The 17,194-nt window shown below is 71.0% G+C and carries 18 protein-coding genes and 2 tRNA genes; 13 read left to right on the top strand and 7 right to left on the bottom strand.

Features of this window, described 5'->3' with window-relative positions:
- Positions 1–41: 41 nt before the first annotated feature.
- The 6 genes from helR to ACBJ32_RS52595 all read right to left on the bottom strand — a co-directional run bounded on the left by helR (position 42) and on the right by ACBJ32_RS52595 (position 5,724).
- Positions 42–2,189 carry an RNA polymerase recycling motor ATPase HelR gene (gene helR / locus ACBJ32_RS52620; RefSeq protein WP_375133293.1) on the bottom strand — a complete coding sequence of 716 codons (2,148 nt, stop codon included), beginning with the start codon at positions 2,187–2,189 and terminating at the stop codon, positions 42–44.
- A 138-nt stretch (positions 2,190–2,327) separates the two neighbouring features.
- Positions 2,328–3,119, bottom strand: coding sequence for a hypothetical protein (locus ACBJ32_RS52615; protein WP_375133292.1), 792 nt, complete (start codon positions 3,117–3,119; stop codon positions 2,328–2,330).
- Between the two features lie 192 nt (positions 3,120–3,311).
- The gene (locus ACBJ32_RS52610) at positions 3,312–3,458 is read right to left on the bottom strand and encodes a DUF664 domain-containing protein (RefSeq protein ID WP_375133372.1); all 147 of its coding nucleotides are present in this window, start codon (positions 3,456–3,458) and stop codon (positions 3,312–3,314) included.
- Between the two features lie 54 nt (positions 3,459–3,512).
- Positions 3,513–4,016, bottom strand: a complete 504-nt coding sequence (locus ACBJ32_RS52605) for an NUDIX hydrolase (RefSeq protein ID WP_375133291.1) — start codon at positions 4,014–4,016, stop codon at positions 3,513–3,515.
- A 42-nt stretch (positions 4,017–4,058) separates the two neighbouring features.
- The gene (locus ACBJ32_RS52600) at positions 4,059–4,802 is read right to left on the bottom strand and encodes an ABC transporter permease (protein WP_357889855.1); all 744 of its coding nucleotides are present in this window, start codon (positions 4,800–4,802) and stop codon (positions 4,059–4,061) included.
- Positions 4,783–5,724: an ATP-binding cassette domain-containing protein gene (locus tag ACBJ32_RS52595; protein WP_375133290.1), complete on the bottom strand. Its 942-nt coding sequence runs from the start codon at positions 5,722–5,724 to the stop codon at positions 4,783–4,785. Before ACBJ32_RS52595 ends, ACBJ32_RS52600 begins: the two co-directional genes overlap by 20 nt.
- A 237-nt stretch (positions 5,725–5,961) precedes the next feature.
- On the opposite strand from ACBJ32_RS52595, the gene ACBJ32_RS52590 reads away from it, so the two are divergent.
- The 13 genes from ACBJ32_RS52590 (at position 5,962) to ACBJ32_RS52530 (ending at position 14,328) form a co-directional block, all read left to right on the top strand.
- Positions 5,962–6,366 carry a hypothetical protein gene (locus tag ACBJ32_RS52590; RefSeq protein ID WP_375133289.1) on the top strand — a complete coding sequence of 135 codons (405 nt, stop codon included), beginning with the start codon at positions 5,962–5,964 and terminating at the stop codon, positions 6,364–6,366.
- 50 nt (positions 6,367–6,416) lie between these two features.
- Positions 6,417–7,379, top strand: coding sequence for a GH25 family lysozyme (locus ACBJ32_RS52585; protein ID WP_375133288.1), 963 nt, complete (start codon positions 6,417–6,419; stop codon positions 7,377–7,379).
- Between the two features lie 46 nt (positions 7,380–7,425).
- Positions 7,426–7,947: a C40 family peptidase gene (locus ACBJ32_RS52580; RefSeq protein WP_375133287.1), complete on the top strand. Its 522-nt coding sequence runs from the start codon at positions 7,426–7,428 to the stop codon at positions 7,945–7,947.
- An 84-nt stretch (positions 7,948–8,031) separates the two neighbouring features.
- A complete protein-coding gene (locus ACBJ32_RS52575; protein WP_375133286.1) occupies positions 8,032–8,262 on the top strand; it encodes a transposase in 231 nt (76 codons plus the stop codon).
- Between the two features lie 39 nt (positions 8,263–8,301).
- Positions 8,302–8,374, top strand: a tRNA-Thr gene (locus ACBJ32_RS52570).
- A gap of 213 nt (positions 8,375–8,587) precedes the next feature.
- Positions 8,588–9,658, top strand: a complete 1,071-nt coding sequence (gene pstS / locus ACBJ32_RS52565; protein WP_375133285.1) for a phosphate ABC transporter substrate-binding protein PstS — start codon at positions 8,588–8,590, stop codon at positions 9,656–9,658.
- A 211-nt stretch (positions 9,659–9,869) separates the two neighbouring features.
- Positions 9,870–9,943, top strand: a tRNA-Met gene (locus ACBJ32_RS52560).
- 71 nt (positions 9,944–10,014) lie between these two features.
- The gene (rpmG, locus tag ACBJ32_RS52555; RefSeq protein WP_019632658.1) at positions 10,015–10,179 is read left to right on the top strand and encodes a 50S ribosomal protein L33; all 165 of its coding nucleotides are present in this window, start codon (positions 10,015–10,017) and stop codon (positions 10,177–10,179) included.
- A 221-nt stretch (positions 10,180–10,400) separates the two neighbouring features.
- Positions 10,401–10,850, top strand: coding sequence for a MaoC family dehydratase N-terminal domain-containing protein (locus ACBJ32_RS52550; RefSeq protein ID WP_357889876.1), 450 nt, complete (start codon positions 10,401–10,403; stop codon positions 10,848–10,850).
- A 1-nt stretch (position 10,851) separates the two neighbouring features.
- Positions 10,852–11,280, top strand: coding sequence for a MaoC family dehydratase (locus ACBJ32_RS52545; protein ID WP_357889879.1), 429 nt, complete (start codon positions 10,852–10,854; stop codon positions 11,278–11,280).
- Between the two features lie 91 nt (positions 11,281–11,371).
- Positions 11,372–12,433, top strand: coding sequence for a glycosyltransferase family 2 protein (locus ACBJ32_RS52540; RefSeq protein ID WP_375133284.1), 1,062 nt, complete (start codon positions 11,372–11,374; stop codon positions 12,431–12,433).
- Positions 12,434–12,494: 61 nt separating this feature from the next.
- Positions 12,495–13,532, top strand: a complete 1,038-nt coding sequence (locus tag ACBJ32_RS52535; protein WP_375133283.1) for a UDP-N-acetylmuramate dehydrogenase — start codon at positions 12,495–12,497, stop codon at positions 13,530–13,532.
- Between the two features lie 226 nt (positions 13,533–13,758).
- Positions 13,759–14,328 carry a TMEM165/GDT1 family protein gene (locus ACBJ32_RS52530; protein ID WP_375133282.1) on the top strand — a complete coding sequence of 190 codons (570 nt, stop codon included), beginning with the start codon at positions 13,759–13,761 and terminating at the stop codon, positions 14,326–14,328.
- On the opposite strand, the gene ACBJ32_RS52525 is transcribed toward ACBJ32_RS52530, so the two are convergent.
- A complete protein-coding gene (locus ACBJ32_RS52525) occupies positions 14,325–17,177 on the bottom strand; it encodes an AAA family ATPase (RefSeq protein ID WP_375133281.1) in 2,853 nt (950 codons plus the stop codon). The genes ACBJ32_RS52530 and ACBJ32_RS52525 overlap by 4 nt on opposite strands.
- Between the last annotated feature and the right edge of the window lie 17 nt (positions 17,178–17,194).

The raw sequence follows: 17,194 nt of genomic DNA, 5'->3' as shown, positions 1-17,194 counted from the left end.
CTCCTCTCGGTCGCGGGGAAGGCCGAGTGTACGGCTGATCGTCAGCTCGTGAGGATGACGAGCTGCTGGGTCGCTCGCGTCATCGCGACGTACCGGTCCACCGCCCCCTCGATGCCTTCGCCGAAGGAGTCCGGGTCGATGAGGACGACCAGGTCGAACTCGAGGCCCTTGGACAGCTCCGGCGTCAGCGACCGCACGCGGGCCGTCTCCTCGAACGCGGGATCGCCGATGACGCAGGCGGTCCCGTCGGCGTGTGCGGCGAGCCAGGTGTCGAGGATCGAGCTCAGGTCCGAGGTGGATCCGTGGGTGACGGGGACGCCGGTGCCGCGGATGGAGGTCGGGACGTTGGCGTCGGGGAGCGCGGCCCGGATGACCGGCTCGGCCTCCGTCATGATCTCTTCCGGCGTGCGGTAGTTGACGCTGAGCGAGGCCAGGGTGATCCGGTCGAGCCCGATCCGCTCCAGCCGTTCCTGCCACGACTCGGTGAACCCGTGCCTGGCCTGCGCGCGGTCGCCGACGATGGTGAAGCTCCTGGACGGGCAGCGCTGCAGCAGCATCTGCCACTCCGCGTCGGTGAGCTCCTGGGCCTCGTCCACGACGACGTGCGCGAACGGGCCGGCGAGCAGGTCCGGGTCGGCGGCGGGCAGGGCGCTCTCGTCGACCAGGCTGCTGCGCAGGTCCTCGCCGCGCAGCATCGTCACCAGGCCCTCGCCGTCGTCGTCGGCCTCGAGCAGGTTGTCGACGACGTGCGACATGCGCTCGCGTTCGGCGGCGAGGGCGGCCTCCTGCCGGCGCCTGCGCCGGGACGCCTCAGGGTCGCCGAGCCGCTGGCGGGCGGCGTCCAGGAGCGGCAGGTCGGAGACCGTCCAGGCGTGGGCGTCCGCGCGCTGGAGCCGGCGGATGTCGTCGGGGCTGAGCCAGGGTGCGCACATCCGCAGGTAGGCGGGTACGGACCAGAGGTCGCCGACGAGGTCGGCCGCCTCGATCAGTGGCCACGCGCGGTTGAACGTCTGGAGGAGCTCCCTGTTCTGCAGCAGGGACTTGCGGAGCAGGACGGGCGAGATGTCCTCGTCGTCGTGCTTGTCCGTGAGGATCGTGAGCAGCTCCTCCCAGATCTGGTCGCGCGCCTCGTTGTGCGGGGTGCCGGGATCCGGCGCCGCGAACGCCTCGGCCCAGTCGTCGGCGCCCAGCCAGATGTCGGACCAGTGGGTCGTGACCGTCATCCCCTTGGTGGGCGGGTTCTCGTAGAACCTGACGGCCGGCTCGATCGCCTTGACCAGGTCCGCGGACGCCTTGAGGCGCGCCACCTCCGGGTCGCTCTCGATCGCCGCCGCGGCTCCCTCGGCGACGAGGTCCCGCAGGGTGCAGGTCTGCACGCCCTCCTCGCCGAGGCTGGGCAGGACGTCGGCGACGTAGGCCAGGTAGGGCTGGTGCGGGCCGACGAACAGCACGCCGCCCTGGCGGTGGCCGAGGCGTGGGTCGGAGTAGAGGAGGTAGGCGGAGCGGTGCAGGGCGACGACGGTCTTGCCCGTGCCGGGGCCGCCGTCGACGACGAGGGCGCCGCGGGACCCCGCGCGGATGATGGCGTCCTGGTCGGCCTGGATGGTGGCGAGCACGTCGCGCATCCGGGGCGAGCGGCTGCTGCCCAGGCTGGCGATGAAGGCGGACTGGTCGTCGAGGGCGGCGTGCCCCTCGGCCGCGTCCGCGGTGAAGATTTCGTCCCAGTAGTCGCTGATCCGGCCGCGGGTCCAGCGGTACCTGCGGCGGCTGGCCAGGCCCATGGGGTTGCCGTGGGTGGCTCCGAAGAACGGCTCGGCCGCGGGGGAGCGCCAGTCGAGCAGCAGGCGGCGGCCCTCGCTGTCGGTGAGGCCGAGGCGTCCGATGTAGACGGGCTCGGGGTCGTCCGCGCCGACCATGTGGCCGAGGCACAGGTCCAGCCCGAAGCGGCGCAGCGCGCGCAGGCGAGCGGTCAGCCGGTGGATCTCCAGGTCCCGGTCCAGCGCCTGCCGGCCCGCGCCGCCGGGCGCCTTGCGCTCGGCGTCGAGCCGGGCCGACAGCTCGGCGATCGCCTCTTCGAGGCTCCGCGCGATGGCCGCGAAGTGCTGCTCGTCGCGGGCGATCAGCGCCGGGTCGGCCTTGGAGACGAGGCGGTCGGGGAGGTCGAACGCGCTGGTGGTCAGCGGGGTCACGGGTGGTCGGCTCCGATCCGTTGCTTGCGGCGGGGGGTAGGTCGTCGATTGTGCGGCACGACCGGGGTCTTGCCGCAAGCCCCCTGTTGCGCTATACGTTGAGAGTGGCAGGGGGTGTGTCGTCCTCCTTGCCCATGGTCAGCCGAGGTCGAAGGCGACGTCGGCGAGCCGGATCGTCTTCACGTCCTGGTCGGGCAGCAGCTCACGCAGGTCGGCCAGTTTCCAGCGGTCGATGACGAGCCCGTGCACGGCGCCCTCCTCGGCGGCCTGGGCGAGCCAGGGGTAGCTCAGGCCGAACTCGCTGAGATCGTCCCCCTCGTCGAGCAGCCCGACCCAGTTGCGGAACTCCCGCAGCGCCGTCTCGGGTTCGGTCTCGTGCTGGTAGATGAAATCCGATCCGGTGTTCTCCTCGATCATGTCGCGGTTCCACACGACCGCGTTGAGGGGCGGATTCGGGTCGGAGTCGTCGTAGGGGGTGGGCGGGGAGTAGATGTAGGAGACGTCAGGTCCGCCGCGCAGGATGTGCCTCCGGTTGAAGGCGATGAGCTGCTCGGTGGTCATCGGCTGCGTGAACTCCACGACCGCGGTGGCGACGAGCGTCTGGGGCAGCCCGTCCATGGTCTTCCTGGCAGTTTCCTTCTGTCCCTCGTCAGGGCCCGTCTCCACGCCGTTGATCGCGTCGGCCAGGCTGCCCGACGGTCCGTCGAGCGAGGGGGCCTCGATGGTGCCGAACAGGCTCTCCACGATCTCGTACCGCTCGGGCTCGCTGCGGCCGGCCAGGCGAGGCTCTCCCCACAGCGTGTAGGCCGACTGCAGTAACCGCTCGCCGGAGTCGAAACCGTCGAACAGGCGCTTGTCCGGGTTGGCGACGCGGGCGGCAGTGGCGTGCACCGTGGCCATGCGCTGGCCGCCGGAGGGGAGAACAACCACAGCAGCCGATCGGCGGCGCCCAGGGCCAGATGGAGCACCACGGTGACCGCGAGCACCTTGCCTAGGGACCTGGCCACGTGCGCCCAGTCGGGCTCCCTGGGGTTCAGCACCGCACACTCCTCGCGACGTAGATCAAATCCGGCCGATGGCCATGATGCAGGTGATCGGTCCGGCCGTCGAAAGGGAGCGGTGTCAGTGGCCGGTGGCGCCGTCGAGGCGTTCGCGGAGCAGGTCGGCGTGGCCGTTGTGGCGGGCGTACTCCTGGATCACCGGTCGCGCTCCACCTCGGCCATGTGGCGCAGCAGCCCGAGCAGCGACAGGTCCGACGGCTCGACGCAGGTCAGCTGGCCGTTGAGCCGCGAGATCTCCGGCGAGCGCCAGGCCATGGCTCCATCAGGCCTCCAGCAGCGCCAGCCAGGTGTGGTCCGGGCAGACCCGCTCGATCTCCGCGCGGGAGAGCCAATCGGCACGGGTGCTCTCGGAGCCCGCGGGCGGCCGCGTCGGCGCGCCGGGCCCGGGCAGCACGGCGCGGAACATCGCCATGTACGCCAGCGCCGGGTAACGGTAGTCCGCGGGCGGCGGCTCCAGCAGCTCGATGCGCTGCCAGGCGAAGATCGACAGGGCGGAGGGCGGCAGGCGCAGGCCGGTCTCCTCGTGCAGCTCCCTGGCCGCCGCCCCGGCCAGGCTCTCGCCCGGCTCCACGTGGCCGCCCGGGATGTCCCAGCCCCGGCCCACGCGGTCCACGCAGGTCATCAGCGTCCGGCCGGCGGTGTCGGACACGAACGCGAACGCCGACGTGGTCCGCTCGACCGGTGGGAGGGTCTGGGACAGGATCACGTCGAGGCGGTGCGCCACCGGGATCCAGGGCACCGTCCGCGTCGCCAGCACAAGAGTCATCAGCTCACTTTGGTGGCGGCGGGAAACGGATGTCAAAACGGCTCATACGCCTTGGCGCAGTGCCCGGTTGCCCAGGTAGAGGCCGATCGCGGCGATGGCGCAGGCGGTGGCGGTGCCGTACAGGACCGAGGGGTGGGCCAGGTCGCCCGCGAACAGGGCCCGCTGGGCGTCCACGATGTAGGTGACCGGGTTGACCTGGCCGAGCGCCCGCAACCAGCCGGGAGCGGTCTCCAGCGGGAGCAGCACCCCCGAGAGCAGCAGCAGCGGGAACGTGATCGACTGGCTGACGACGTAGAACAGGGTGCCGCCAGGCGCGGACTTGATCGCCAGGACGAACGAGAGCGCCCCCAGCCCCACGCTGAAGACCACGAGCTGCAGCAGCGCCCCCAGGACGCCTGCCAGGTGCAGCTCGAAGCCCAGCGGCAGGGCCAGGGCGATGATCAGCACCGCCTGCACGAGCAGCGTCAGCACGGCCTTCACGCTCTTGCCGACCAGCATCGCCGTCCGGTTCAGCGGCGTGACCATCAGGCGCTCCATCGCGCCCCCGATCAGCTCGACCAGCAGCGTGTAGCCGGCGCTCATGGGCCCGGTCAGGCACATCATGACCAGGATGCCGGGCACGAACCACTGCCACGACGAGCCGACCGCCCCGTCCAGCAGCGACCCGAACAGGAACAGGAACAGCAGCGGCTGCCCCATGTCGAACAGCAGCCCGACCGGGTTACGCAGGCTGGGCTTGATCTCGCGGGAGAAGACGGTGGTGGTGTCACGCAGGAATGTCGTCATCGGTGAGGCTTCTCCCGGTCAGGGTGAGGAACACGTCGTCGAGGGTCGGGCGGATGGTCTCGGCGGTGGCGACCTTGATGCCGGCGGCGTCCAGCGTCCGCAGGTAGCCGGGCAGCGCGGCGGTGGCCTTGGCGATCCGCCGGCGCACCGTGAGGCCGTCGGCGGTGCCGCCGCCGATCCGCGCGGCCGTCTCCGCCTCGCGCTCGGTGCTGGTGGTGATGACGATGTGGTCGCCTGCCAGGTCGTTCTTGAGCTGCTCCGCGGTGCCGTCCGCGATGATCCGGCCGCCGTCGATGATCACCACCCGCTCGGCCATGCTGTCGGCCTCCTCCAGGTAGTGGGTGGTCAGGAACAGCGTGGTCCCGTACGTCTCGCGCAGGCGCAGGATGTGCTCCCAGATCTCCGCGCGGCTCTTGGGGTCGAGACCGGTCGAGGGCTCGTCGAGGAACAGCAGGGCCGGGCGGTGGATGAGGCCCAGGGCGATGTCGAGGCGGCGGCGCTGGCCGCCTGACAGGGTGCCGGGCACGCGCTTGGCGAGCGGCGCCAGGTCGAGCAGGTCGAGCAGCTCGCCGGCGCGGGCGGCGGCCTCCCTCGGGCGCAGGCCGTAGCAGCGGCCCTGGGTGACGAGCTCGTCCCGGACGAGGAAGTCCTCGCCCGCGCTGTTGCGCTGGCCCACGTACCCGATGCGGGCCCGCACCCCCGCCGGGTCGGCGGCCACGTCGTGGCCGGCCACCGTGGCGGCGCCCGAGGTGGGTGGCAGGAGGGTGGTGAGCATGCGCAGGGTCGTGGACTTGCCGGCGCCGTTCGGCCCCAGGAACGCGACGAGCTGGCCGGCCTCCACGTCGAGGTCGATGCCGCGGACGGCCTCCACGCTCTGTTTCTTCATCTTGAACACTCGGGTAAGTCCCCGGGCACGGATCATGGTCGCCCTCCTCCGGGCATGGCGAAGAAACCCCTGGTCGGGGGCGTTTGCAGGATCGGGATCGAGTCCCAGTCTGTGCAGCTTCCGGGAGGTTTGGCAAACGCGAATGTCACGTTCATATCGGGCTCCTACCTGCGGAAACACCGTCAGGAGCGGCACCGGTGACGTCATCAATTCAGGCCCTCCGAAGTGCGGTTTCTCCCCGTTGCCGGACCGATTTCTGCGAACATCTCGCGCATGTGCGATCTCGTCGTGCTCGTCAACGGCCTGCCCGGGTCCGGCAAGACCACGGTGGCCGCCGCGGGAGAGCATGTGGACCCTGCCGCTCGCGGCGCGGTGCTGGAAAGCCCCTGGCTGGCGCCGCTGCGGCCGGTGGTGCTCGCCGGGCTGCGGCGGGCGGGCGTCGAGGCGGGCCCGCGCGTGCGCGAGGTCTGGTGCGACGTGCCGCCCGAGCTGGCCAGGCGCCGGTACGAGCGGCGCGTACGGCACGAGATCCACCTCGACGGCGAGGTCGGCGACGAGCGGTGGCGGGAGTGGGCGGCCGGGGCGCGACCCCTGGGGCTCGGCCCCGTCTTTCGGGTCGCGACGTCGCAGGAAATTGATATTCCCGGACTTGCGGAATTGTGTACGGCTCCGCAATGATCTCCGGCGTGAAACGTCTCTTGTTATTCGCGGTAATTGCAACGGTCGGCATGACCGGCGTCGCGCAGGCGGCCGACGGAGTGCCCGGTGTGGACGTCAGCAACTGGACGGGCGACATCGACTGGGCAAGCGTTGCCGCCGGAGGCGGGAAATTTGCGTTCGTGCAGGCCACCGAGGGGACTGACTACACCAATCCGCGTTTCGCCGCCCAGTACGACGGAGCCGCGGCGGCCGGGCTCATCCGCGGCGCCTATCACTTTGCGCAGCCGCACGAAACCGACGGGACGGCTCAGGCCGACTATTTCCTGCAGCACGGCGGCAACTGGGTCAGTGACGGCCGGACCCTGCCGGGAGTGCTCGATATCGAGGACAATCCGTACAAGGACACGAACGGCAAGAACAACTGTTACGACCTGTCCGTAGAGGACATGGTCGCCTGGCTCAAGGCGTTCACGAAGAAGTACCACGAGGCCACCGGCCGGCACGCGATCATCTACACCACCACGAGCTGGTGGCAGACGTGCACGGGGAACTCCGACAAGTTCCGGTCGAACCCCCTCTGGCTGGCCCGCTGGGGCAGCGATCCGGGCGAGCTGCCGAAGAGCTGGAAGAAGCACACGTTCTGGCAGTCGTCGGACAAGGGGCCGCTGGTCGGCGGCGGGAACACGTTCAACGGCTCGGAGTCGCAGCTCGCCACGCTGGCCAACCCGCCGGCCTCGGTGACGGTGTCGGGCCAGGCCAGGAACAGGAAGACCTACACGGTCACGATCAAGAACACCGGGCCGCACCCGGTCAAGGACGTCAAGCTGTCGGGGAGGGCGTTCGGCGGGCAGACCGTGGTCAAGGCGCCCGGATGCGACTTCAGCGGCACGGCGGTGCGCTGCACCCTCGCCGAGCTGCCGCGCGGGCAGAAGAAGACGTTCACGTTCACCACCAGGCCCAGGAAGTCGAAGGGCACCGTGGGCATGTACGTGACGGTCGGCTCGGTGAAGCTCACCCTCAGGGCCCGATAAGAGGCAGTATCAATCCCAAGAGCGTGACTTTTGGGAGGTTTCGGGGATGAGGCGGCGGTTAGTCGTGGCAGCGGCGCTGCTCCTGCTGACCGCCACGGCCTCCGTGCCGCTGGGGCTGTCCATGCCGCCGCTGATCGTGCGCATCGCGTACGAGATCGAGCAGCGCGGGATCGTGTACTCCTGGGGCGGCGGCCACGCGGCGTCCCCCGGGCCCTCCAAGGGCACCTGCAGGGGTTACCAGGGCCGCATCAGACCCTGCCCGGCGGCCAGGACGCGCGGGCTCGACTGCTCGGGGTTCGCGCGGTGGGTGTACGCGCTGGCGCACGGCGAGGACGTGCTGGGGCCGGGGAACACCGACGACCACGTGCGCAAGATGCGCCGGGTGTCCTCTCCCCGGCCGGGGGACCTCGTGTTCTTCGGGAAGGTCGGCAAGCGGTCGGTCAGGACCCACCACGTGGGCGTCTACCTGGGCGGCGGGAAGATGATGAACGCGCCGGAGACCGGGGCCGTGGTGCGGGTCGACGAGATCAGGCGGAAGAAGGACTTCGCCGGGTTCTACCGGTACTGAGTTGGGATTCGTACCGATTCGGTATGCCTGGTAACGCGTGGGACAGGGCAAAAATGAGAGACCCCACGGCTAATCTGTGCCGCTATGGACAGGCGATGGGTCGGGCTCGACGGCTACGAGGTGGTCGGCGCGGTGCGGGCGGGGCGGCAGGTGCTCCGGGTGCGCAAGAACGGTTGGCTGGTCGCTGACTGCACCTCCGTGGCGGAGGTGGCCAGGCACGTCGATCTGGCGGATCTGTGCGAGGTGATCGAACTTCCCGTGCGGCGGCGGGCGCGGACCCCGGCGGCGGCCGGAACGAGTTCGCATCATCGCTGAGTGCCGTGTATGGTTACACCTGTCCGCAGCGCCGGACAGGCCCCTATAGCTCAGTCGGCAGAGCGTCTCCATGGTAAGGAGAAGGTCAACGGTTCGATTCCGTTTGGGGGCTCGCACTTCACGCCCGACCCGGGAGTTCACGGGGTCGGGCGTTTCGCGTTGTACGGGGTGCGCCCACCCGCTACCCGGGCGGCGGCTGGCTCTTCCTCCGGCTCCTCCACCACCGGAAGAGCGCCGCGACGTATGGAGCAGCTTGTGCGTTCAAGTCCGAGATTTGGGATGTGGCTGATGGGCCGCGTCGCGTCGGATCCATAGCCTTGGAGAAATGGCAAGGTCAACCTGGATCGCTGCAGTGGCCGTGATCGTCGCCATCGCCGTGACGGCCGGCGCCGCGCTGGCGATCGGGATCCTGTTGCTGACCACTCGGCACGGGCGTCAGAGCCCGCAGATCGCCGCGTCCATCCGCGGCTCCGGCTCGACGGCGCAGAAGGGCGCGATGGACGCCTGGCGCGCCGACTTCGAGCGCACGCACCCGGGGCTGCGCGTGATCTACGAGGCCACCGGGTCGGGAGCGGGCATCAGGGACTTCATCGCCGGCCGCAGCGCGTTCGCCGGCTCGGACGTCCCGATGAACCCGCAGGAGCAGGCGCTGGCCGATCAGCGCTGCGGGGGCCGCGCCATGCATCTGCCCATGGTGGTCGGTGCCATCGCGCTGGCCTACAACCTGCCGACCGTGCCGGACCTGAAGCTCTCGCCCGCCACGCTGACCGGCATCTTCAGCGGGCGCATCACCAGGTGGGACGCGCCGCAGATCGCCGCCGACAACCGTGGCAGCCGCCTGCCGCCCACCCGGATCCGCGTCTTCCACCGCTCCGACGACTCCGGCACCACCCACAACTTCCTGTCCTACCTCAAGGCGGCCGGCAACTGGCCGCACCAGCCGTCCAGGAGGTGGAACGGCTCCGGGGAGGGCGTGGTGAGCTCCAGCGGCATGGCGCAGGCCGTCGAGCACCGCCGGCATTCGATCGGGTACGTGGAGTACGCCTTCGCCAGCAGCGCCCGGCTGGAGGTCGCGCAGATCCGCAACGCCGCGGGGCAGTTCGTCGCGCTCACGCCCGAGAGCGCCAGCAAGGCGTTGAAGGGCGCCAGGAGCGCCGGCCGCAAGGACGATCTCGTGGTGCGGCTCGACTACCTGACCGAGGTTCCCGGCGCCTACCCGCTCATCCTCGCCACCTACGAGATCATCTGCGCGAACCGGAACGACCCGCTGGTGCGTACCTTCCTGAACTACACCGCCAGCGACGCCGGCCAGACCTACCTCCCCCTGTACGGCTACGCCATGCTTCCCGACGACCTCCTGGCCAAGGTCCGCGCGCGGCTCGGCGCCACGACCTGAGCGGGCGGGCGGCGGCCGGTGTGCGGGAGTTCGCGTCCGCTGCTACGCTGATCACCCCTCGGGGTGGGACGGCAGACGGGGCTGCCGGGTATTTGATTTCGGTTGTCGGGGGTTCCTGAGGCATACTGGGAGCACCCCACCTGACCGGGTGAGTTACGAATGTGCTCGCCGTGTCGGGTATCCTCTACGGGCCGGGTCTTTCCGGCTCAAAGGCGGAGTAGCTCAGTCAGGCAGAGCAAACGGCTCATAATCGTTGTGTCGCCGGTTCAAGTCCGGCCTCCGCTACTGCCCCAGCCCAGGTCGCCAGGCCTGGGTACGGGCGTGTCCATGTCCCGAACGTAGAAAGGCACTCCCAAGTGGCTGCCACCGACGTTAGGCCGAAGATCACGCTGGCCTGCCAGGAGTGCAAGCACCGCAACTACATCACGCGGAAGAACCGGCGCAACGACCCGGATCGGCTTGAGCTGAAGAAGTACTGCCCCAACTGCCGCTGCCATCGCGCGCACCGCGAGACCCGATAGGGCCTCCGGGCAGGGCTTCTGTCCTCCTCCTGACATATCGCACAGCCGGCGTCCCCTAGCAGGGCGCCGGTTTGTCGTGTTTTCCGGGGTTCTCGGCCCCGCGGGTGCCCCCGTGCATGTCCCGGGCAAAAAGCAGCCCATCCCCAGCGACAGCCGAACCTTGTTCTGTTAGCGTCGGCCCCATCAGCGCTGGGACGACGGAGACATGCGAGGGAGCAGCGATGGCCTTGAATCGTGACTTCGTGGGCAGGACCTATCCGCCGAGTGCCCCGTACGAGGTCAGCAGGGTGAAGATCAAGGAGTTCGCGGCCGCGATCGGCGACAACAACCCGCTCTACCGCGACAGGCAGGCCGCCCAGGCCGCCGGGTACCCCGACGTGATCGCGCCGCCCACGTTCCCCATCGTCTTCAGCCTGCAGAGCGGCGGAGAGGCGCTGGTGGATCCCGACCTGGGGCTGAACCTGGCCATGGTGGTCCACGGCGAGCAGCGTTTCGAGTACGTGCGGCCCGTCCACGCCGGCGACGAGCTGGTCATGACCTCCACGATCACCGACATCCGCACCGCCGGCCGCAACGAGGTGCTGACGGTCAGGAGCGACATCCGGACGGTGCAGGGCGAGCCGGTGTGTGTGACGTACAACACGATCGTCGAGCGCGGAGGGGCGGGCTGAGATGACTGCCACGGTGAGGTACGACGAGGTCGAGGTCGGGCAGGAGCTGCCGGCGGCGGAGTACCACGTGCGGCGGGTCAACCTGGTGATGTACGCGGGCGCGTCGGGGGACTTCAACCAGATCCACTGGAACGAGCGCTTCGCCAGGATGGTCGGGCTGCCCGACGTGATCGCGCACGGCATGTACACGATGGCGCAGGCCGGGCGGTTCGTCACGGACTGGGTGGGGGACCCGGGGGCGGTGGTGGACTTCGGGGTGCGGTTCTCGTCGATGGTGGTCGTGCCCGACGACGATCGGGGGGCGACGATCTCGGTGAGCGGGGTGGTGGAGGAGAAGCTCGAGGACAAGAGGGTGGTCGTCGGGCTCACCGCCAGATCGGGGGACGCGAAGGTCCTGTCGAAGGCGCGGGCCGTGGTCCAGCTCTCGTGATAGGGCGGGCGGCTTCCGGGTAGCGCGTGTCCGTATGAATGATGCTGCGCGACAGGTCTGGCCGACGGTTCGATCCATCCCCGTGTCCGCGGTGACCGATGCCAAGCCGCCCGGCCACCTGCGGCCCGCGCGGCTCGAAGAGGTGGCGGGCGGCACCGGCACCGGCCGCGACACGGCAGGCGGCGCGACCCTCGGCGGTGGCGGGCGGGCGCCCGGGGTCGGCACGGCGGGCACCCGGGCCAGGGGGGAGCACGCCAGGCTGAACCCCGCCGCCGAGCTGGGCTTCTCCGGGGATCCGGGGCAGCACGGCGATCCGGGCGACGAGATGTTGCACGCCCAGCGCGTCTGGGACGGCACGCTGGCCACCAACCGCCTCGACGACCAGGGCGTCAACAGCGAGCGGCAGCGCATGGAGACCAAGGACGTGACGGTCGGCGTGGGGCTGCTCGTGGACGGCTGGCCCGAGGACGTACGCAGGTGCCTGCAGTCGGTCGTGGACCACACCGACGCCCGCGTGCTCGCCCTCGACCTGGGGAACGTGGACGGCGCCGGCGACGTGCTGCGCGAGCTGGCCGAGCTGCACCCGGAGCGGATCGCCGCCTGGCACGTGGCCGAGCGGCCGCACTGGCGCGGCGGCACCGCGACCTGGGGCGAGGGCCGGGCGAAGCTGCTGCAGTTGGACGAGTCCGAGGTGCACGTGCTGATGGACACGGACGTGGTGCTGCGGGGCGACGCGCTCACCCCGCTGGTCGCGGCGGTCGTGACGGGCGCGGTGGCGGCGGGCTGGCGCGGCCTGGAGCCGTCGGACGGCGCCACCACCCGGACGAGCATCGGCGTCGTGCCGCAGTGGCGGCAGGGGCCGGGCGGCGAGGGGCCCGAGTGGCGGGAGGCCGGGCCGGGGAAGGTGCGGGCGCTCACCGGAGGGCTCCTGGCCGTGCGCAGGGCGCAGGCGATCGGCGCGCTGCCCGAGGAAGCCTGCTACGGCGCGTACGCCGATCTGGAGCTCTCGCTGGCCCTGCCCGGCGACCTGGTCGTCCCCGTCGAGCCGCCGCCGGTGGAGCGGCTGGGCCGGCACGACGTGCCGCCCGACTACCTCGACCGGGAGTCCCGGCGCAACTACGACGGGGTGCTGCGCATGCTGAGCGCCTCCTGAGGCTCTCCTGAGGCACGACGGGGTGCCTGCGCATGCCGAGCGCCTCCTAAGCTAGGTGCTCATGGAGATGCTCGCGCCGTACACCACGCTGCGCATGGGCGGGCCCGCCCGTGACTTCGCCGAGGCGACCTCGGCGGAGCAGCTCGTGTCCCTGATCGCCGAGGCCGACATGAACGGCGTCCCCACGCTGCTGCTCGGCGGGGGCAGCAACGTCGTGGTGTCCGACGAGGGCTTCGACGGGCTGGTCGTCAAGGTCGCCACCGAGGGCGTGGCCGTCTCGCGTGACGGCGAGCAGGTCGTGCTGGTGGTCGAGGCGGGCGAGGACTGGGACCGGCTGGTGTCCCGCGCGGTGGCCGAGGGCTGGTCGGGCATCGAGTGCATGTCCGGCGTGCCCGGCCTGGTGGGCTCGACGCCCATCCAGAACGTCGGGGCGTATGGGCAGGAGGTCGCCCAGACCATCAGGTGCGTGCGGGCCTACGACCGGCGTACCCGGCAGGTGGTGGACCTGGAGGCGCGGCAGTGCGGGTTCTCCTACCGCGACAGCCTCTTCAAGCGTGACCTGAGCCGGTACGTGGTGCTGGCGGTGACGTACGCGCTGGACCTGTCGGAGCTGTCCGGCCCGCTCGCGTACGAGGAGCTGGCCCGCAGGCTGGGCGCCGAGGCGGGCGGCCGGGTGCCGCTCGACCGGGCCCGTGCGGCCGTCCTGGAGCTGCGCAGGGGCAAGGGCATGGTGCTCGACCCCGCCGATCCCGACACGCGCAGCGCGGGCTCGTTCTTCACCAACCCGGTGCTCACGCCGGAGCAGGCGGCGGAGCTGGCCGTGCGCGCGCCGGGGCATCCGCACTGGGAGCTGCCCGGCGGGCTGATCAAGGTGCCGGCGGCGTGGCTGATCGAGCAGGCGGGCTACCCGAAGGGGTACGAGCGCGGCCTCGTGCGCATCTCCACCAAGCACACGCTGGCCCTCACCAACCCGACAGGGAACGCCACCGCGGCCGACCTGCTGGCCCTGGCCAGGGAGGTGCGCGACGGGGTGCGCGAGAAGTTCGGGGTCACGCTGGTCAACGAGCCGGTGCTGGTGGGCTGCGGCCTGGGGGAATAGGCGGCCTGCCGGGGCTGTTATGGTGGGTTGGAATTACCGAAGGGGAGTAGTCCCAATCGCGTGATCGACATACTGGCGCCTCCGGGCGCCCGGTCGCGCGGGCCTCAGACGGGCGGACGAGACCTTCGGCCTGGCAGTCATGACAAAGACGCTGCCGGGCCGAAGTCGTGCCCGAAAACCTCTCCCCGGGTGCCTGCTTCCGGCCTGGTCGCGCGGAAGAGGACCGTTGGAAGCGTTCTGGATCAGCACCGTCGCCATCTTCGTGGCCGAGCTCGGTGACAAGAGCCAGCTCATGGCGATGACGTTCGCCACCCGTTTCAAGGCCTGGACCGTGATCCTCGGCATCACCGTCGCCACGGCCGTGGTGCACCTGCTCAGCGTGGCGCTGGGCGGGCTGGTCGGCGACTGGCTGCCGACCACGGCGATCTCGATCGTGGCCGGCCTGGCCTTCCTCGGCTTCGCCCTGTGGACACTGCGCGGTGACGAGCTGACCGAGGAGGAGTCCAAGAAGGCCCAGCGCACCACCAGGAACGCCCTGATCGCGGTGACCGTGGCGTTCTTCCTGAGCGAGCTGGGCGACAAGACCATGCTGGCCACCATCACGCTGGCGACGCGCTACGACGACTGGGTCGGCACGTGGATCGGCTCGACGGTGGGCATGGTGGCGGCCGACGCGCTGGCGATCCTCGTGGGACGCCTGCTGGGCAAGCACCTGCCGGAGAAGGCCATCAAGTACGGCGCCGCCGCCGCGTTCGCCGTCTTCGGCGTGATCCTGATCGCCGAGGCGATCTTCTAGGACAGCAGCGAGAGCCGGTGGGCGGCCGCGGCCGCCTCGCCGCGCGTGGTGACGCCGAGCTTGGCCAGGATGTTCGACACGTGCACGCTCACCGTCTTCGCCGAGATGAACAGCTCGGCCGCGATGTCGCGGTTGGTCCGCCCCTGGGTCACCAGGCGCAGCACCTCCAGCTCGCGCGGCGTGAGCAGCTCGGACGGCTCCTGCGCCGGCTGGAGCCCGCCCACCCGGCGCGACAGCGCCTCGATGTCGGCCACGAGCGGGGTCGCGCGCAGCGCCTGGGCCAGCGGGAGCGCCGTCTTGAGCCGGGTGGCCGCGCCCTCCCTGTCGCCCCCGGCCGCGGCGCTGCCGGCCGCCCGCAGCAGGGCCTTGGCCTGGTTGTGCGGGCGCCTGAGCCGCTCCCAGGCCGCCGCCGCGGCGTCGAAGTCGCCGGAGTACGACAGCCGGTAGGCCTCCACGACCGGCCCGATGACGGTCAGCTCGGCGGCCACCTCGGCGGCGTGCTTGCGTACCGCCTCGGTCCGCGCGGGCTCGGTGTCCTGGGCGGCGTCGCAGACGAGGCGGAGCAGGGCGAGCAGCCGCCAGCCGAGCATGGCCTTGCTCGGCTGCCGGGGGCGGGCGAGCACCCGCTCCGCCTCGTCCAGCGCGGCGGCGGGATCGCCCGTGGCCAGCCGCCAGCGGATGCGCAGGCGGGCGTTGTTGACCAGGTCCTGGACGAACTCCTCCTGGTGGTCCTTGAACACGCCGATCTCCGCCAGCAGGGCCTCGACGAGCTGCACCTCGCCCCTGGCCATGGCGATGTCGGCGCGCACGCGCAGCAGGGCGAGCCGGTGGCGCAGGACGGGGCCGTGGCTGAGCGCGCTCTCGACGATCTCGATGGCCTCGTCCCAGCGGCCGAGCACCTCCATCGCCTCGGCCCAGTTGTTGGCGATGAACAGGCCGCTGCCGCGCAGCCGGCCGTACTTCTTGGCGATGCCGTAGCCGTCCTCGGCCAGGCGCAGCGCCTCTTCCTCGCGGCCCATGTCGAGCAGCGCGTCGACGTTGTTGCCGAGCGCCCGGGTGATCAGGCGCGGCGAGCGCTCCTCGCGGCCGATCCGCAGCGCCTGCTCGTTGAGCGCGATCGTCTTCTCCGTCTCGCCGTTGAGCGAGTGGCCGAGCGCCTGGTTCATCAGCAGGTCGCCTTCGAGGCAGCGGTCGCCGTACTGCCTGGCCAGGCGCAGGCCCTCGGCGACGAGCCCGCGGGCCTCCTCGACCTGGCCGCGCAGCATCAGGTGGCGGCTCAGGTTCATGACGACCTCGGCCCGGTCGGGGCTGTCCTCGGGGACGAGCTGGAGCGCGTGCCTGAGGTCGTCGATGACGCCGGTCTGGTTCTTGGAGTTCTTGAACGCGGCCCTGCGCTTGATGACCTGGGCCACCCGCTCCGGCTCCGTGGCCTCGTCGAGCTGCGACAGCGCCGCCTTCACGAACTTCAGGCCCCTGTCCACGTCGCCGCCGGCGCTGGCGGCCTCGGAGGCGCGCTCCAGCACGGCGGTGTGGTCGGCGCCGATGAGGTCGGCGGCGTCGGGCACCCGGACCCAGAGCATGAGCACGCGCTCCAGCAGCTGGACGGCCTCGGTGTACGCGTACGCCTTGAACGACTTCTGCGCCGCCTCCCAGGCCGAGATCAGGGCCCCGCGGTCGTCGCGGGCGCCGTACCAGTGGTGTGCCAGCTCGACGGCGGCGCGGCCGGGCGGGACGAGCCTGCGGTCCTTGGAGATCTCCTCGGCGAACCTGGCGTGCAGGCGCTGGTGCTCGCCCGGCAGCAGCTCGTCGTGGACGGCCTCGCGGATGAGGGAGTGGCGGAAGACGTAGGCGCGGTTGTCGGCGATCTGCAGCACGTTGCGGGCGATGGCCGGGCGCAGCGCGCTCTCCAGCTCGACGTCGGACAGGCCGCTCACGGCCGCCAGCAGCGCGTGGCCGACGCGGTTGCCACCGGCTGCGGCCACGCGCAGCACGCGCTGGGTCTCCTCGGGCAGCCGCTCGACGGTGCCGAGGATGAGGTCCTGCATGGACTCGGGGAACGTGCAGTCGACGCCGCACTCCAGCAGGGCCTCGACGAACAGCGGGATGCCCTCGCTGCGCTCGTAGACCTGATCGACCGCGCCGTACTCGGAGACCTTGCCGAGGATCGCGGTCATCTGCTGCGCGACCTCGTCGCGCGACAGGCGGGGCAGGTCGAGCCGGTGCACGCCGTTGACGCGGCCCAGCTCGGCCAGGACCGGCCTGAGCGGGTGCTGGCGGTGCAGGTCGTCGGACCGGTACGTCATGACCATCAGCACCTGCGGCGCGTGCAGGTTGCGGCTGAGGAAGGCGATGAGGTCGCGGCTGGAGCGGTCGGCCCAGTGGATGTCCTCGATGACGAGGATGGTGGGGCGGCTGTCGGCCAGGCGTTCGAGGAGGGTGAGGAACTGCTCGAACAGGCGCGCGCGGCCCGTGTCGGTCTCGCCGTCGCCGTTGGGCTCCCCGAACTCGGGCAGCAGCCTGGCCAGGTCGCGCTCGGCGCCGTCGGGCAGCAGCCCCGCCACAGCCGCCGGGCCCTGCTCGCGGACGAGCTGCCGCAGCGCGGCGGTGAACGGCGCGTACGCCAGACCCTCGGTGGACAGCTCCACGCAGCCCCCGAAGAGCACGTGGGCGCCGCCGGCGGCGCGCTGCTCGGCGAACCGCTGGACGAGCCTGGTCTTGCCGACACCGGCCTCGCCTCCCAGCAGGACGGCCGTCACGGTGCCGCGTTTGGCCTCGAGGAAGCTCTCCGACAGAGCCGCCAGCTCCTCTGCCCGCCCGACGAAGACGGGACTGACAGATCGTCCCCGCATGTCGTCCAGCATGTCAT

Source organism: Nonomuraea sp. GTA35, assembly GCF_041950525.1.
In the GTDB taxonomy this organism is placed as follows: Bacteria; Actinomycetota; Actinomycetes; order Streptosporangiales; family Streptosporangiaceae; genus Nonomuraea.
The sequence above is the reverse complement of the archived record's forward strand: the minus strand, read 5'-3'. Positions and strand labels throughout refer to the sequence as shown.

Bases quoted from the DNA above. Each gene is read 5' to 3' on its own strand.
- ACBJ32_RS52595 (WP_375133290.1), bottom strand. From the start codon at position 5,724: ATGATCCGTGCCCGGGGACTTACCCGAGTGTTCAAGATGAAGAAACAG.
- ACBJ32_RS52535 (WP_375133283.1), top strand. From the start codon at position 12,495: ATGGAGATGCTCGCGCCGTACACCACGCTGCGCATGGGCGGGCCCGCC.
- ACBJ32_RS52590 (WP_375133289.1), top strand. From the start codon at position 5,962: ATGTGCGATCTCGTCGTGCTCGTCAACGGCCTGCCCGGGTCCGGCAAG.
- ACBJ32_RS52585 (WP_375133288.1), top strand. From the start codon at position 6,417: ATGACCGGCGTCGCGCAGGCGGCCGACGGAGTGCCCGGTGTGGACGTC.
- ACBJ32_RS52600 (WP_357889855.1), bottom strand. From the start codon at position 4,802: ATGACGACATTCCTGCGTGACACCACCACCGTCTTCTCCCGCGAGATC.
- pstS (WP_375133285.1), top strand. From the start codon at position 8,588: ATGGCAAGGTCAACCTGGATCGCTGCAGTGGCCGTGATCGTCGCCATC.
- ACBJ32_RS52580 (WP_375133287.1), top strand. From the start codon at position 7,426: ATGAGGCGGCGGTTAGTCGTGGCAGCGGCGCTGCTCCTGCTGACCGCC.
- ACBJ32_RS52550 (WP_357889876.1), top strand. From the start codon at position 10,401: ATGGCCTTGAATCGTGACTTCGTGGGCAGGACCTATCCGCCGAGTGCC.
- ACBJ32_RS52545 (WP_357889879.1), top strand. From the start codon at position 10,852: ATGACTGCCACGGTGAGGTACGACGAGGTCGAGGTCGGGCAGGAGCTG.
- ACBJ32_RS52605 (WP_375133291.1), bottom strand. From the start codon at position 4,016: ATGACTCTTGTGCTGGCGACGCGGACGGTGCCCTGGATCCCGGTGGCG.
- ACBJ32_RS52525 (WP_375133281.1), bottom strand. From the start codon at position 17,177: ATGCGGGGACGATCTGTCAGTCCCGTCTTCGTCGGGCGGGCAGAGGAG.
- ACBJ32_RS52575 (WP_375133286.1), top strand. From the start codon at position 8,032: ATGGACAGGCGATGGGTCGGGCTCGACGGCTACGAGGTGGTCGGCGCG.